The organism is Bacillus sp. TH22, from assembly GCF_016651015.1.
Taxonomy (GTDB): Bacteria; Bacillota; Bacilli; order Bacillales; family Bacillaceae_G; genus Bacillus_A; species Bacillus_A mycoides.
In genome coordinates this window covers 5,361,101-5,376,767 of the sequence record NZ_JAEKER010000001.1, presented here as the reverse complement: position 1 = coordinate 5,376,767, position 15,667 = coordinate 5,361,101, and the positions used below count along the sequence as shown (strand labels likewise).

The window sequence follows — 15,667 nt, the reverse complement described above, 5'->3', positions numbered from 1 at the left end:
CTTGTAAATCTAGTTATGTAACCATCCATAAAAAGGAATATTACATAGGCTAAGTCTAACATTACATTTTTAAAGTGAGGGGAATAAGCTTATGCACCAATATTGGTATTTGAATTCAAATGGAAACGGGGAGCAATATAATAACCAAATTTCAATGTCATCATTACATTCACAACCTCAAATAACTAAAGCTCAGGGAATGGATGGTCTGAAGGTTCCTGATAATTTGAGTTGTCGAGTCTATCCATTTGGTTGGGATTCACCAGCCAATTATACGGGTTTCACTCCCGAGCCCCCTCCCTTCCCTTTAGGTCAGCCAATCCATTATGCAGGGATGATGCCCCAAGGACATCCTGCTAATTGGGCTCCATTACCAGGCCATGCAGGTTTTAATTTTCAAAAACCTCCCATCCCCTGGCCCCAACCATTCAATCATACAGGGATGTTCGCACAAGGTCATATTGCCGCTTTACTATCACCGCCAGCCAAAGCTTTTCATTTTAATACCAATAATAAATGGGGTGTTTTTGGAAATTCTCCAGGATGGGGGAATAACGGGCAGCCAGGAATGCTTGGAAACTTACTGACAGCAGGAAAAGGAACCATGAATGGAATCGGAATGCTTAGTAGTCTAATCGGTATGAGAAAATTCTTCTTTTAGTTAATTAGAACGGGAGGATAGGTCCATAGCTCAAACATGTCCCCTTAATGTATTTATTGTATGGTTCCAGTACTCCCTCCAAGTTCGTTTGCTAGTCAAGCGAACTTAATTAATAAAATACAAGGGAAAACCTTCATCTTATGTATGAAAGGATCTTTCAATTAAAGATCCTTTTATATTGCTCATTTAACTAAATAAATTGGTTAATTGCATAACGCTCTTCTAACTTTCCTTGCGAAACTTAGCGGATCATCAACGTCTTCGATATTAACGTAAATTAAATTCGGCTCATCACATAACCACTCATTGTGTATAGACGAAACGATTATTCCTTGTTTAATAATTGTAGCAACAAATTCAGTAACTTCTTTTTGTAAGAGCGCTATCCGACCTAGACATAATGCCTGTCCAGTTTTATTATCTCTTGATTCGAATGAGAAGGAAGTTGTTACTCTAAAACGTTTTCCTAAAATAGTTGCTTGTATTTCATCCCGATTTATTGTTGCCACGCATTTTCCACCGGCGAATCCTTCTTGGCCACCGATAATTCTTGCAAACTGTTGACAAATTAATTCATCATTAATCGCCATGCCTTTAATCATCCCCCTTTTACTGTTAGGTTATGAATGAATACATCGGTCTGAAACGGTAATGAATCTATTCTATTACAAAAAAGATGATAGCAATCTAACGAAATCTATTAGCTTGATTACTTGAATTAACTCGGCTATTATATGTTAAAACATTTTTAAAGAGCATAAAAAAGACACCCTAAGGTGCCAGCCTCCAACTTGAGAATCGTATCTATGTATGGAGAAATTTAGAAAAGAGAAGCTTCTAACTATAATTTATAGAGCTCTTATACCATGAATTACTTACATACATATTTCCTTATTTACCCGAAGAAAAATCCCCGTTATATTACTTTCTGATCAGTCTCGTTAAAGCCATCCCAATAAACCCAGCGCCCATTCCTATTAGCCATCCAGCATGAGTATCGCCTAATATAGATCCCACTCCTCCGCCAAGAAACATGCAGCCAACAAATACTAATCCTCCAATTCCCCAATTCGTCCGTTCCATAATTCAATCACACCCTTTCAATAAAACATATGCTTTTAGCTATCTAAACTTTCTTGCATAGGATGGTTAATTTTTTTGCTTAGGTTTAGCACTTTCAGGGAATTCAAAAGATGCGGAGATTGGCCGATTTGAATGAATTGCAGAAGAAGAATTTAATTTTTATGTATTATAATAACTTACGGGCTGTGGAACAAATTTTTCTTCCACTAACCAACTAATAGAAGCCTGGAGATTTTCCACAATCGGAAGCTCATCCCATCACTATCAAGCTAAGAAAAGCAATTACCCCCAAAACGAAAATTATATGCATCATTGACTACTGTTAACGAGAATTATGTAAATAAGCTGCCCATATGGGCAGCTTATTGTATTTTTTCAAATACGCGATATTTTTTTAATCTTCACTATCGATTTCTATTGTACCTGTTCTAGCACTAACATTTAAAATATTTAACAAATTATCAGGTGTCTTAATTTCCACTTCATATTCAAATTTAGATTGTGCTAAATTGTCATCTTCTAATTCGAATTCTTTTTTCACATTAATAATTTCTCCATTTGTATGCGCTAAAGAAATTTCACGAACTTGTTTCTCAGTGTAGTTTTCATTCTTTTTTGCATAATTGTAACCCATACCATAATATCCACCAACAATAGCAATACCACTTACTAAAATAGCAATTACACTTATTATTATTTTCTTTTTATGTTTTAACATTTTCATCCACTCCTTAATGATTAATCATCTATTCCAAATCTTGCTTCAAGTGCATTTTCTGCTTGCTCTAATTGATCTTCCAGCATATCGTGTTCTCTTTCTTGCGCTTTATATTGTTCAATAGTTATCGTTCCAGCTCGATAATCTGCTTCAAGCTGATTATCAGATAGATCTATCTTGTCATCTAATTGATCAATTTCTTTTTTTGCTGCTAAGTACGTACTTAAGTTTTCTTCTTTTGCTCCAACTGGTTTCGTGTTATTTGCCTTTTCAACGATAGATGTGACTTCGTTTTTGAAATCTTGTATTTGCTTCGTAGCATTTGTTGCAGGCCCTGTTTTGTGTGGTTCTTGTTGTAGTTGAGCACCTTCTATTTGTGATGTATCGTTTTCTACTTTCAGTTGTTGTACTTCTGTATCGTTAACAGCTTGAGTCGAACAAGCTGTTAAGAATAAACAAGACATTGCTCCAATCATCATCCATTTTCCCATTATGTTCTCCTCCCTTTACATGTGCACCTTATCCATGTCTTTATATTACTGAACAAACATTAAAGGAAGATTAATGCGCAAAAAAATAAAATGATATAATTAAATAGTTTCTAATCTTTCTTTAATGTTTTGAAATTATAGTGATACATATAAATAAGAAGAAAAGGAGAATGTTAATGCGAGTTCTTATTGTCGAAGATGAAAAAGACTTACAAAATATATTGGTAAAACGATTAAATGCAGAATATTATAGTGTCGATGGATGTGGGAATGGAGAAGATGCTTTGGATTATATAAGCATGGCTACCTACGATTTGATTGTGCTTGACATTATGATTCCCGGAATAGATGGTTTACAAGTATTACAAAGATTACGTGCGGACAATAATACAACTCCTGTCTTGCTTCTTACAGCTAAAGATACAATTGATGATCGCGTAACAGGACTCGACTTAGGTGCGGACGATTATTTAGTAAAGCCGTTTGCTTTTGATGAACTGTTAGCAAGAATTCGAGTGTTGATGCGAAGAAACACAGGAAATACATCTAATGTGTTTGAAATCGCTGACCTAGTGGTGGATTGCAATATGCATAAAGTAACAAGAGGAGACCAGGTTATCACTCTTTCCAGTAAAGAATTTGCCATTTTAGAATATATGATTCGTAATAAAGAAGTTGTGTTGACACGAGATAAAATTGAGCAACATGTGTGGAATTACGACTATGAAGGTGGATCGAATATTATTGATGTTTACGTCCGCTATCTTCGCAAAAAAATTGATAGCCAGTTTGAAACGAAGTTAATTCATACAGTACGAGGAACTGGTTACGTATTGCGAGTAGAATCATGAAAAGACTATCAATAAAAATGAGAGTGACCCTATGGTATACGGGGCTAGTTGTAATTATTATGGCACTCGTGTTAGCTTTTATTTTAACTTCTTCAGATAAAGTTTTGCTTTTTAATATGAAAAATCAATTGAAGAGCACAGTAAAAGAAAGTGTTGAAGATATCGAATATAAGCATGGGCAGTTAAAGATTGACGATGAATTTGAAGCCTTAGAAGATGGAGTAAATATCATCATTTATAGTAAACAAGGTGAGCTGCTGGCAGGACATAATCCAACAACCTTTAATAAAAAGGTATCGCTTAAATCCGATGAAATACAAACCATTAAAGACAGTAATAAGGAATGGATAGTATATGATTTTCTCCATAATGTAGGCGGCGATGAGCAAGTCTGGGTTCGTGGCATAATGACCATGAATCAATTATCATCGACCATGAATACGCTTATTGTGGTAACACTCATCTCATTTCCATTACTTATTCTCATTGCAGCAGCGGGAGGATATTTTATTACGCAAAGAGCGTTTCGACCTGTGCAACAAATGAGTGATTCAGCCAGTGAAATTGGTGATGGTAAAGACCTTTCGAAGAGAATTAATTTACAAGGTTCATCGAAAGACGAAATGTATCATTTAGCACAAACCTTTGACAAAATGTTTGAGCGATTGGAGACATCATTCGAAAGTGAAAAACAATTTACATCTGACGCATCTCATGAATTAAGAACACCAACATCTGTTATTATTTCGCAATGCGAATACGCTTTATCGCAGAGGAATAATCCGAAAGAAATGGAAGAATCGTTAGAAGTAATTTTAAGGCAATCGCGTAAAATGTCCGCGTTAATCTCGCAACTCTTATTATTAGCACGAGTTGACCAAGAAAAGCATAATACTTTTCAATTTGAATGTATCAATATGAGTGAATTAACGGAAATCGTTGTAGAAGAGCTTTCATTAATGGTTCAAGAAGCTTCGATTAATATAACAACAAATATAGAGGAAGACCTGTTTATTAAAGCAGATCAAACATTGATGATGCGTTTATTAATGAATTTACTAACGAATGCGATTGCTTATAGCAAAGCGAACGGCACTGTGAATATCCAACTGTTCCGGGATGAAACCAACATAATAGGTAAAGTCTCCGATAATGGCATAGGCATCAGCGAGCAACATATTGTAAAAATATGGGACCGCTTCTATCGAGTTGACGCAGCACGAACATCTTCAAACAATGGAAACACAGGTTTAGGATTGTCGATGGTAAAATGGATTATAGAACTACACGGAGGAGAAATTACCGTTGAAAGTGAATTAGGAGAAGGCAGTACTTTTACATTTAAACTACCAATTGAAAACCGAGCATAATGTATGCTCGGTTTTAGCTTTAGAATACAGATTGATTAAAAAGCTCTCTTCAGTCCTTGTTTAATAATTGTAGCAATAAATTCAGTGACTTCCTTTAATCAACATAGATCATGCACTATGAAATAAAGTGAAACTTTAATCAGCTCCCAACAAACTTCTGTACCCACCTAAATTTTGAGCTGGGAGTTTTACTTTCCACAAATAGTAAGAAGCTAAATATATAGTAAAACCCCAGAAATCCAAAGGTCTCTGGGGCTCCATTATATATTTAGCTCTTTTTGCTTTTTATTTTGTTTATGTCTATGCAGCAATTTTCGACTTATGAGAGAAATCAGTAATAAGATCAGTATTAGTACGAAAAGTTGCATAAATGACAAATCAAAATATTTAGCACCTGTAACTATTAAAAGTGTAGAAATCGTACCTTTTACAATGAAAAAAATAATAATCCATAATCCGCCTTTTTTCCAGTTCATTTTTATTTTACCCTTTCCTACGCTTAAATTCTTAAATGGGACACCTTAATAGAAATCTATTATATTAATAAAAAAGTAAACTTTTTCACAAAAATCATGTCCAATTACATGCGACGATTTCATAATAAATGAAAATGATATTCAGTGTCAATTTTATTGACTATTTGAATATCTATTTATCATCTCAATCTCTTTCTACTTCGTTTCTTATAGGCAATGAACTCTTGTTTTCAAACAAAAAAAACACCTCCATTGAATTTGCACACTAAATATGCGAATTCAAGAGGTGTTTTTTCATGTACCATCAGATAAGATTTCCTGCTTTATTTATTTCTTGATACGTAGCTATTTTCTAGTACACAATAACTGGATCATTAGTGTTCAAACTGTCATATACAGTTTTTGCAACATTAGGAAGAAGGTTTACACACCCGCCTGATCCCCCTGTTAAATAAGCATTATTTGCCCAGTCTTTTCGCCAGCCTGCATCATGGAATCCTTGGCCGCTATTTGTGAATGGAACCCAGTAATCTACCTTAACTGCATAATCAGCTTTACCTACTGCGCTGCCTTTCAGCGTGTATGGTGTTCGTTTATATAGAACGTACCACACACCTGGTGATGTATCTTCACTCGTGCTATGTTTACCAGTTACTACATTTGTTGTGACGACTAATTTCCCATCTTTATAAATCCAAATTTGTTGATCTGCAATTGAAACTTCCGCATACGTGTCTCCGATGCCATTATTCGATGTTGTTTCATAACCGATACCTTCCTTCTCCCAACCATTTCCATGGATATTAGAAGCAGATAGCGATTTTTCACCCTTTTCAAAAGCTTGTTGAACTTGTTTTGTTTCTTTTTCAACATCTAGTGCCCAGCCGTAGCCTTGTCCTTTTACTGATATGACCGAACCGGAATGGGTTTTAAAGCTGAAATTTTTATTTAATGTTGATTTAGCATTATTAATTTCAGCAATCTTATTTTTAATGTCGCTCGCATCGATTGTAACTTTCATATCCTTTGACATAGAGGCATTCTGAATTAAATCTTTCGCTTTTAAAGGATACACTTCATTCTGCACTTTATACTCAACAGACTGCCCAAGAAGATTCTGTAGTGCTTTCTCCTCTTTTTTGACAATTGGATCGTCTTCTTTAATAGGCTGTATGTATGTAGACTTCAGATGAATTTCGCTTTTATATTTCTGCTTGTCGTAATCTTTCAGTAGACTAGTAACGTCATACTGTTTTCCTTCAACGCTTTTCGAGATAACAATCTTTCCTTGTTCGAGCTTCGCCATAGCATCTTGAGGCGCTTGTAATTTTTCATTCATAGAGATGAGCTTTTCTTCTACAAGTTTTTTCATCGTTTCACTACGATACTGATCCGCCTTTTCCGGTAGCACTGAATAATTTTTTCCCTTTGAGGAAGGGAAAAATGTCCACTGGCTTTTTAATAGTTTCTTAACTTGAGGAAAATCTTTTTCCGTAAGTTCCGTTTTTGTATCTTTTTCATCTAAAATTTGTTGTTGATCAACATAGACTTTGTTTTCTAGTCCAGATGTTTTTAATTTCTGTATTGCCTGATCAGCGTTCAGACCACCGACTTTTGTGTCATTAATCGTAACATTTGAATTGAAGTGAGTTGCCTGATAATAACTCATTCCTCCAATGAGAAGTACAATTACACCAACACCCGCTGCAATAAGCTTCCAATTTGTAAAACGTTTGCTTGATCTTACTCGTTTTCTCTCAACTTCTTCAACTGATTCATTTATTGGATTATTGTTCATCAATCTTTCCCCCGTATACATTAACGTCAATCGATTTTAAACTAAAACCATTGACTAGTGTACCTTATTTTTCCTAAAATTTCATTATTTTTAAAAAGATTTTATCGCATTTAATTGATTAAATTTAGACTTTTTAATAGAAAGACACACTGAATAATTCCTTACAAGTAGTGAATCATTACAATAAATCTGAAAAAGTTAAGTACCATATACTTTTATTCAACTAACTTTTCTCCCGTAACAATCTCAAACAAAGTGGCTGCATTTTTCCCTTCTAATTGAGCATAGCGATTATCCCCCGCCATAACTTCTACTTTATCTTTATTAGGACTTATCCAAATTTGATACAACACAGCTTTCGCCTCTATTTTCGGATTTTTAAATTGAAAAACAAAGTGATAATCAGCTGAACGAGACATTTCCACTTTTTTATTTTCAAAATGAATATCATTTAATATTTTCTTTACTTGCAACACTTGATTATTGTCTGTAACTACTTTCAAATCCTCATAATTATCATCACCAACACGTTTTTGCACTTCGATTCTTTGATCTTTCCTTTGGTTCAGTTACCATTTCACTTAAAATACAAATATAATCCGTAACCTAAAAAAATTATTAATATTATAGAAATACTGAGTATTGTGTATATGACCCCTCTTAATGTTGTACTCATATAATCACCCCTCTCACGCTTCAACAATTCCATTATATAACAAATAATTCGTTGGAAGTTTAAAACATGTTTTAAACTAAATTAAGCGAAGTAAGGGATGCCATTTGACTTCCCTTACTTCGCCTTTAAAGAATAATTAGTGAGTAGCTTACACATCAAGCTTATTAAGTAACCTTTCACTATTTTTTACACAATTGTAATTATAGTGTTTTTTGACATTTGATCATTATAAATTTAAATGGAGGTTTACTTGCCATATTTTTATGTGGCTCCAAAATTTCCGTAGTTTCTATCAGTCCATATTTTCCAAAGTCTTGTTGTACCGAGTCAACATCATAAAAATACATTTTTACCCCTTCCATTATCTCGAAGTAGTCTTTACCAAGTTGTTTTCCCTTCCCAAACATTGGGGCATCTTTAGAAATAGTAGTAAAAATCATATATCCGTTTGGTTTTAACTGACTATAACAATCTTTAATAAACTTCTCTCTCTCATCCTTATTCAACAAATGAATAAGTGCATAAGAAAATATGCCATCATACAGTTTGTTATCAAAAGGCATATCCGTAACTGAACCATGGAAGAAATCAGCATTAAGTTCATTTTCCCTCGCCAATTCAATCGCTGTTTTTGAAATTTCAATACCTGTTACTTGTATTTCGTTATCAATAAAAACCTTTGCATTTCTACCGTACCCAATACCAGGAATCAATATATCCTTCACTTTCTTTTCAAGGAAAATGTCCTTCGTCAAAATTGCAGAGTCTGAAGGTTCAAATCCCCACATCATTTGATTTTCTATAAAACTTGCTTCCCAAAATTCTGTCATACATCAATCTCCTTTATATATCGTTGTTTACCGTTGAATGTTGAAAAATCATCGCATATTCACGAAATTGTATCAAACTTCAACATTAATTCGTAGAGTAGAAAACTGAAACAGATTAAATTTTCTTTAGGGATGGCTTTGCCATCCCTTTTCTGTTTCAGCTTCCCCTCATCAAACCGTACGTGAGGTTTTCCCTCATACGGCTTTCCGATGTTCTTCCTTCTTTGGCGTTCAGTTTTGTTCTATCCTCCTACTTTCACGAGTGTATATGTTGTTTTCTTCATCAAGTCCTTGATACGACCATGTTTCTTTCGAACATTTCTTTTCTTATTCCAAAAAAGGTTAAGTCGTTCTAGGACGTACCAGTCTATTTTACAGAGCCACCTCTGTCCAATTGAAGATAAGCTATAATAATTCTTGAATCCTTGCAGAATTCTATTTAAACCTTTCACCATCTCTTCCAATTGTAGATACAGTTTGTTCCTCGGCTCTGTGTATCTTTTAATGCGTTCCCGCATTTTCTTCATGGCTTTCTGGCTCGGAATATGTGCCATCACATGCACTTTCTTCCCGCCTTTCACATGTTTAGGGTATTTTCGGTGGTGAAATCCTAGAAAATCAAATCCCTCGTTTCCATCCCACGTATTCACTAGCTTCGACTTTTCTGTATGGATTGTAAGTTCTAACTTATTCATAATGGATTGTAGTATCCGAATACTCTCTAATGCTTGTTGTTTTGTTTGACATACGATGACAAAGTCATCCGCATATCGAATTAGTTCCCCCAAATGTTTACACTTCTTTTCCCAAATGGTATCCATATAGTTTAAATATATATTAGAAAGTAATGGAGATATCACGCCACCTTGTGGTGTACCTAATGTCGTTTCATGAAATTGCGCATGTTCCATGATTCCCGCTTTCAACCATTTTCTAATGAGTTTTAACACTCTTCGGTCACTGATTCTTCTTTCTACAAGCCTCATTAATTTGTCATGATTAATATTGTCAAAGTATCCTTGTATGTCTACATCTACAATCCAATGAGATGTTTTACTCGCTTTCCGTATCTTCGATATCGCTTGATGTGCGTTTCGTTTCGGGCGAAATCCATACGAACAGTCTTGAAAATCGGCTTCGAAGATAGGTTCTATCACCAATTTCGTTGCCATTTGTACAACCCTATCCTTGATCGTGGGAATTCCAAGCGGTCTTTGTTTTCCATCACCTTTTGGAATATACATTCTTCTTACAGCTTGTGGATGGTAGGATTTACTTTTCAATTCTATATATAATTCATTGAGAAAGTTTCGTTCTCCATATTGATACACGATTTCTTCAATCGTCTGTCCATCAATTCCACCGCTCCCTTGATTCCATTTTACCCTTCTCCATGCTTCAGCCAATATGTCAGGACGATATATTTTGTCATACAACGCGTGAAACCTACGACTTGAACTTTCTTTGGCACAAAGATATAAAGTCTTCCAAAGTTCTTGAGCTTTTACATCAGTGTAGTTAGCTAGTTTTCCAGCATTCACTCACTCTTACCTCCTTCCAACTTATGAACAAAGTAGAGGTCCTTCCCTACATAACGTTGTGTTGTCGTTATGATATTCAGTACTATGACCTCCTCCGACTCCCTCTTTACAGTCCACCATTTCGTATATGCTTATAGGTTTCCTCTCTCCTTTCTGAAAGAAAGGGCAAAGGAGGGTCTCCCCAGTTCCAGACACTACTTTCTCAACATACCGCCCTCCGTACCCCGAGGGATTCTTCGATGTCGTATTTCCAAGTTCTTCACATCTTCCATGGTCTTCGCCCATATTCACCAGGCTCGACTTCCCTTTGTCCTATTGCTAGGTTGCTTTTAACGAGGCGGCAAGGTTCACTTTATGTTACGGTCTGTTGATTCGCTCGCACTTCTAGTAGAAGTTACTTTGTCACAGGGCTTCAACCTTAGGATTTCTCCACCAGCTGCCTGTCAGCTACTAGGCGACTTGGCTCTTACCTAGGCTGGACTTTCACCAGCAAGCAGTGCCCAGCTTAGCTGGGCACGCAAAACAAAAAGCATTGGATACCCAATGCTTTTTACACTTACGCAAATAGAGAAGTATTCGCATATAAAGCTGGTGAACCACCTGAATGTACGAATAAAATGTTGTCTTCTTTATTAAATTTTCCTTTTCTAATTAAATCAATTAATCCTGCTACTGCTTTACCTGTATAAACTGGATCAAGTAAACTACCTTCTGTTTTCGCAAGTAATTGAACTGCTTCTACCATTTCTGGCGTCGGTAACGCGTATCCTGGTCCTACATATTCATCAAAGCATGTAACTGCCTCGCGTGAAATAGAGTTTGGGATACCAACGTGAGCTGAAGTTTCATCTACAAGTTTTGCTACTTTCTCTTCTTGCTCCGCTTTTCCTCTACTTACGTTAATTCCGATTACAGGAATTTTACTTTGTGTTCCGGAAAAACCAGTAATTAAACCAGCATGCATACCAGCGCTACCACTTACACAAACAACTGAACTGAAATCAATTCCTTGCTCAAATGACTGAGCCATAATTTCTTGCGCACAAGCAATATATCCCATTGCGCCAGTAGGGTTCGATCCACCAACTGGAATGACATATGGTGTATTTCCTTTTTTACTGACTTCTTTCGCTACTTTATGCATCTCTTCCATAAGGTCTGTTCCGTTTGGTACAACAATTACGTTTTCAGCACCTAATAAATGATATAAGAAATAGTTTCCGTTAAAGTCTGGCTTTTCTTCTGGCTCAAGCCCTTCTTCTAGCACAAGAATACATTTCATTTTTTCTTTTACCGCAGCTGCAAGTGTTAGACGGCAATGGTTTGACTGAATACCACCAGCTGTAATTAACGTATCTGCACCCTTTTCCTGTGCATCCGCAACTAGAAACTCTAACTTTCTCGTCTTATTACCGCCAGCTGTTAAACCAAGTAAATCATCTCGTTTAAAATAAATAGTTGGCCCACCAAGTGCTTCAGAAAAATTGTTTAATTTTTCAATTGGTGTATATGATTCTGTATATTTTTTTCTCGGAAATTTAGCTAAATTCATCAATAACGCTCCTTTTATACTCTTTCACAGTAAATGTAACCATACTATTATTACATGGAAAAATGATGAAGTCACCTTTCTGGATTAAAAATGTATCAAAATTCGGTACATGCAATTGCATTTACGATTTTAACTTCAATACGGTACATGAAATTTATATCAGCGATTTTTCAAATATATCGACTTACCGACAAAAAACGACAAAACAAAAAGAGCCCACTCATTAAAAAGTAGGCCCTTACCAATCACTTATTTACCGAAAAACGAAGAAGCTGCGTTAATCCTGGCTCTAAATTCATTTCGCCTTTATGGCGTACGTATACAATTTTAGTCCCATCAAATTTTGGAGGATTCGCTTTATTGTACGTGTACCACTCATTCGTTCCTTCTACATTGTACTCCATATACTCTGTTGCACCAACGATTACGTTTTTACTATCATCAGCCGTTACATCTGGTGCCATTTGTGCAATTTTTGCATCACTAATTAATAAGTTCTTTATACCTTTATCACGTTTATAATCGTAAGCCGTTACGACAACATCGTTACCATATGCTTTCACTTGCAACCCTTGTTTAAAAGAAGATCCATCCGGAGCATGAATCTCGCCGCCATTTGGACCAGCTGACCTCCAGCCTGTTTCAATACCTCCTGTATTTACAACTGTAAATCCTTTTTCATCTCCGCCTGCAATTTTCTTTTTACCAGCCCAGTCTGGTAAATTTAAATCCCAGTGCGTATGGCTCGTGAAAAAGACAACTTGCGGGTAATCTTTTAATATATCGTACAATTTATCCACGTTTAAATAGTCATTTAAATACGGTGATTGTCTTGAACCAGATACAGAATCAGGTAAAACGTGGTGAGAAAAAATAAAAATCGGCTTATTTTTATCTTTTTGACTGTAATCTTCTAAATTTTGTTTCAGCCAACCTAATTGTTCCTCACTTAAGTACACTTGATCTGACATTTTTGAATCATGGTACCTCATATATTTTTCTGTCCCTAAAAATAATAGTGGATAACCATCTAATTCTTTTTTATGGTACACCTTTTCTTGTCCGCTAAATTTCAAATATCGATTAAATAGCGTTTTTTCTGCTACACCGTTTGGCCATGTACTTTGAGATAACTTTCCATCAGCTGTCCATTTCCCAGCGTAAAACTCATGGTTCCCAATAGCCGACCATACATTTTCCGGATGCTTATTTTTGTTTAACACATGCTTCACATCATCATATTGTGACTGCTGTCCTTCTGGCGTTATATCCCCATTCATAATAAGTGCTCTAGATAGCGGCGTCACTTTGTTCATATCTTTTAATACGTGATCAAAATCCGATAAATCCCCTTGAATGTCACTAATTACATTAAACAACGTCGCTGTTTTTCGTGCTTGTGCTTGTTCTTTTCCCTCAGCATTCATCGAAAACGTTGGTAATAACACTGCCATAACGGCTAACGAAGCAACTGCCTTTTTCATACAATTTCTCCCCCTAATAATAAAATGTATAAACTAACATGTTCTGCTTTCTCTTAGGTGCTTGTCCAATTCACATTATAGGGAGGGATTGTAAAGATAGATGGAGTTAAAAGTTAAGTGTTTTTTAAGAGATTTTGTCGTTTTTTGCAAACCACAATTAGCGATTCACGCCAATCTAGCTTTCTAACCTTTAACATTACATAAATGTAAATTTTGATGTTAAATCTTTTAGTTTTATACGTTGTTTTTTATTACTTCTAATTTTCGGGAAAAATCCACTAATTAATAATGTTATAATCCATACCATTATTAGAATAAAATTTATTGTATTACCGGAATTCAAGCTGAAAACTCTCCACAAATAGGCAGCTCAAAAAACGAGAATAGCAGTAATAATAAGTAAAAATGTCCTAACTACTAATCCGATGTAGGATTTCTTCTCTTGCTTAAAAATGAAAGTTCTTCTACTTTTGTACAATCTAATCACAAATAGCAGTAAATATACACTAAGTGTGGCTCCAATAACAATTGATGTAATGGAATTACTTTTTCTCTGCTCAGCTAGAGAGAAGTAACTTTCAGGTAATTTTCCAGTTTCATATTCCATCCATGCGTGGTAAATATCCTGTCGTAAGTCTATACCACCTTCACCATTTGTAAGGATTACCAATCCATCCTTTGTATTAGGAATGAAACCATAAAAAGAATGCCAGCCTCGATTGTCACCAGAATGATAAATTAATTTCCATTGATTAGATAGTTTTTTTTCAAATATACCTAAACCATTCTCCCCTAATACTGGCTTTTGCATTTCCTCAACACGTCCACTTTTGATGACACCATTCCCTTTATTATTTGTATCCATACTTGCAAGTATCAATGTCATCATATCCGTAACATTTGTCTTGAGACCTGCAGCAGCCTGTTCGGTAAATTGGTAACTAGGGAGCTCCTCTCCAAAATATCCATAAGCTTTCGAAAGGTTATGATTTTCAGGACCTTGTAAGAATGAACTAGATTTCATTCCTAAAGGTTTCATAATTTGTTCTTCCATATAGCGATCAAACGGTATTCCGGTAACCTCTTCAATTACAAGTTGTAAAATTGTATATCCGCCACCAGAGTAAATTGTTTCTGAACCTGGTTTATTGGTAACCTCCACTTGTTCATTAAGCCATCCTTTTCCAGACAGAGACTCCTCGATAGAATTAAGATTTTTCCCTGGTGCAACCCCAAGGTATCCTTTATGTGCAGACAGTCCTGCTGTATGACTTAATAATCTTCTTATCGTGACTTCATTATTATTAAACTCTGAATTAGGTAATTTCCATTTGGTCAGATATTTTCCAACGGGATCATCTAGTGATAAACGACCTTCATCTACAAGATGCAAGATTCCCCACGCTGTAAGGCTTTTAGATATGGAACCAGCTTGAAACAAAGTATCATCACTCACCGCTTTTTTTGTCTTTTTATCTACATAACCGTAGTTAAGTGTATAAGCAATACGCCCCTCATGTACAATCCCTATTGCAACCCCTGGTACCCCATAATTCTCCTGCCATTTTGGGACCTGTTCATCCAGCTTTTTTTTGAAATCCTCTATACTCCTATCAGTCAACGTGCCTGATTCTGCCCTCACCACATTTGTAAACCATGCTTCATTCGTAATGAATATACAAATCATTAAACATAAAATACTTTTGCATATTATCGATGCTTTTTTTCTATTCTTCATTTGCTCCACCTCTTTTTTCAGAATATTCTACCCATCAATCAGAGTATCCCATTCTAATATCCCGTTCTATCGATTTTTATTACTTAACCTTACAAAATTGTAATAAAAATCAAAGCGCTACATACTTAGGGGTTTTATTGTCCTTTATCCGAGGGCAATGAAATTCATAACAAGATAGACATGAATTTATATTTATGGTTTCAGTTAATGCCCTTAAAATACTAGTTCGGTTAATCAATTGGATATATTCCACACTACAAATATTTATTTTATAAAAAGAAGAACCCCACACATTTTGATTAAAATGTACGGGGTTCTTTTGGCTTCCTTAAATTTTCATGAAAAAGATTGATTATTTTATGTAGCTTACTTAAATAAACACAGCTATTCGTTTAACA

The 15,667-nt window shown here is 35.4% G+C and carries 13 protein-coding genes and 2 pseudogenes; 3 read left to right on the top strand and 12 right to left on the bottom strand.

All coding sequences use genetic code 11. From position 1 onward, the window contains the following. The first annotated feature begins 91 nt into the window (after nt 1-91). On the top strand, nt 92-661 hold the full coding sequence (locus tag JFU18_RS27425; protein ID WP_201034053.1) for a hypothetical protein: 570 nt from the start codon (nt 92-94) through the stop codon (nt 659-661). Between the two features lie 203 nt (nt 662-864). Here JFU18_RS27425 and JFU18_RS27420 read toward each other — a convergent pair whose 3' ends face one another. The 4 genes from JFU18_RS27420 to JFU18_RS27405 all read right to left on the bottom strand — a co-directional run bounded on the left by JFU18_RS27420 (nt 865) and on the right by JFU18_RS27405 (nt 2,953). Beyond that, nucleotides 865-1,263, bottom strand: coding sequence for a DUF1259 domain-containing protein (locus JFU18_RS27420; protein ID WP_002033128.1), 399 nt, complete (start codon nt 1,261-1,263; stop codon nt 865-867). A 319-nt stretch (nt 1,264-1,582) separates the two neighbouring features. Next, nucleotides 1,583-1,744 (bottom strand): hypothetical protein, encoded by a 162-nt coding sequence (locus tag JFU18_RS27415; protein WP_201034054.1) that lies wholly within the window; start codon nt 1,742-1,744, stop codon nt 1,583-1,585. Between the two features lie 394 nt (nt 1,745-2,138). Beyond that, entirely contained in the window at nt 2,139-2,462 is a 324-nt protein-coding gene (locus tag JFU18_RS27410; RefSeq protein ID WP_201034055.1) for a PepSY domain-containing protein, read from the bottom strand. A gap of 20 nt (nt 2,463-2,482) precedes the next feature. Further along, the gene (locus tag JFU18_RS27405) at nt 2,483-2,953 is read right to left on the bottom strand and encodes a hypothetical protein (RefSeq protein ID WP_201050383.1); all 471 of its coding nucleotides are present in this window, start codon (nt 2,951-2,953) and stop codon (nt 2,483-2,485) included. Nucleotides 2,954-3,129: 176 nt separating this feature from the next. On the opposite strand from JFU18_RS27405, the gene JFU18_RS27400 reads away from it, so the two are divergent. Both JFU18_RS27400 and JFU18_RS27395 read left to right on the top strand, forming a co-directional pair. Next, nucleotides 3,130-3,804 (top strand): response regulator transcription factor, encoded by a 675-nt coding sequence (locus tag JFU18_RS27400; RefSeq protein WP_098169126.1) that lies wholly within the window; start codon nt 3,130-3,132, stop codon nt 3,802-3,804. Continuing rightward, a complete protein-coding gene (locus tag JFU18_RS27395; RefSeq protein WP_201034056.1) occupies nt 3,801-5,174 on the top strand; it encodes a sensor histidine kinase in 1,374 nt (457 codons plus the stop codon). Before JFU18_RS27400 ends, JFU18_RS27395 begins: the two co-directional genes overlap by 4 nt. 260 nt (nt 5,175-5,434) lie before the next feature. Here the strand turns inward: JFU18_RS27395 and JFU18_RS27390 are convergent, their stop codons facing one another. The 8 genes and pseudogenes from JFU18_RS27390 to JFU18_RS27355 form a co-directional block, all read right to left on the bottom strand. Continuing rightward, on the bottom strand, nt 5,435-5,650 hold the full coding sequence (locus tag JFU18_RS27390) for a hypothetical protein (protein WP_002017170.1): 216 nt from the start codon (nt 5,648-5,650) through the stop codon (nt 5,435-5,437). A gap of 352 nt (nt 5,651-6,002) precedes the next feature. Beyond that, entirely contained in the window at nt 6,003-7,448 is a 1,446-nt protein-coding gene (locus JFU18_RS27385; protein WP_201034057.1) for a L,D-transpeptidase family protein, read from the bottom strand. 215 nt (nt 7,449-7,663) lie between these two features. Further along, nucleotides 7,664-8,005: pseudogene (locus JFU18_RS27380) on the bottom strand (YhfM domain-containing protein); the annotation flags it as partial. A gap of 319 nt (nt 8,006-8,324) precedes the next feature. Continuing rightward, nucleotides 8,325-8,954: a class I SAM-dependent methyltransferase gene (locus tag JFU18_RS27375; RefSeq protein WP_063217998.1), complete on the bottom strand. Its 630-nt coding sequence runs from the start codon at nt 8,952-8,954 to the stop codon at nt 8,325-8,327. A gap of 242 nt (nt 8,955-9,196) precedes the next feature. Further along, nucleotides 9,197-10,495 carry a group II intron reverse transcriptase/maturase gene (ltrA, locus tag JFU18_RS27370; protein ID WP_201034360.1) on the bottom strand — a complete coding sequence of 433 codons (1,299 nt, stop codon included), beginning with the start codon at nt 10,493-10,495 and terminating at the stop codon, nt 9,197-9,199. Between the two features lie 556 nt (nt 10,496-11,051). Further along, nucleotides 11,052-12,047, bottom strand: coding sequence for a D-cysteate sulfo-lyase (cuyA, locus tag JFU18_RS27365; RefSeq protein ID WP_201034059.1), 996 nt, complete (start codon nt 12,045-12,047; stop codon nt 11,052-11,054). 245 nt (nt 12,048-12,292) lie between these two features. Next, a complete protein-coding gene (locus tag JFU18_RS27360) occupies nt 12,293-13,531 on the bottom strand; it encodes a DUF4073 domain-containing protein (protein WP_201034060.1) in 1,239 nt (412 codons plus the stop codon). A 196-nt stretch (nt 13,532-13,727) separates the two neighbouring features. Beyond that, a pseudogene (locus JFU18_RS27355) lies at nt 13,728-15,269 on the bottom strand (serine hydrolase domain-containing protein). Nucleotides 15,270-15,667 lie beyond the last annotated feature (398 nt).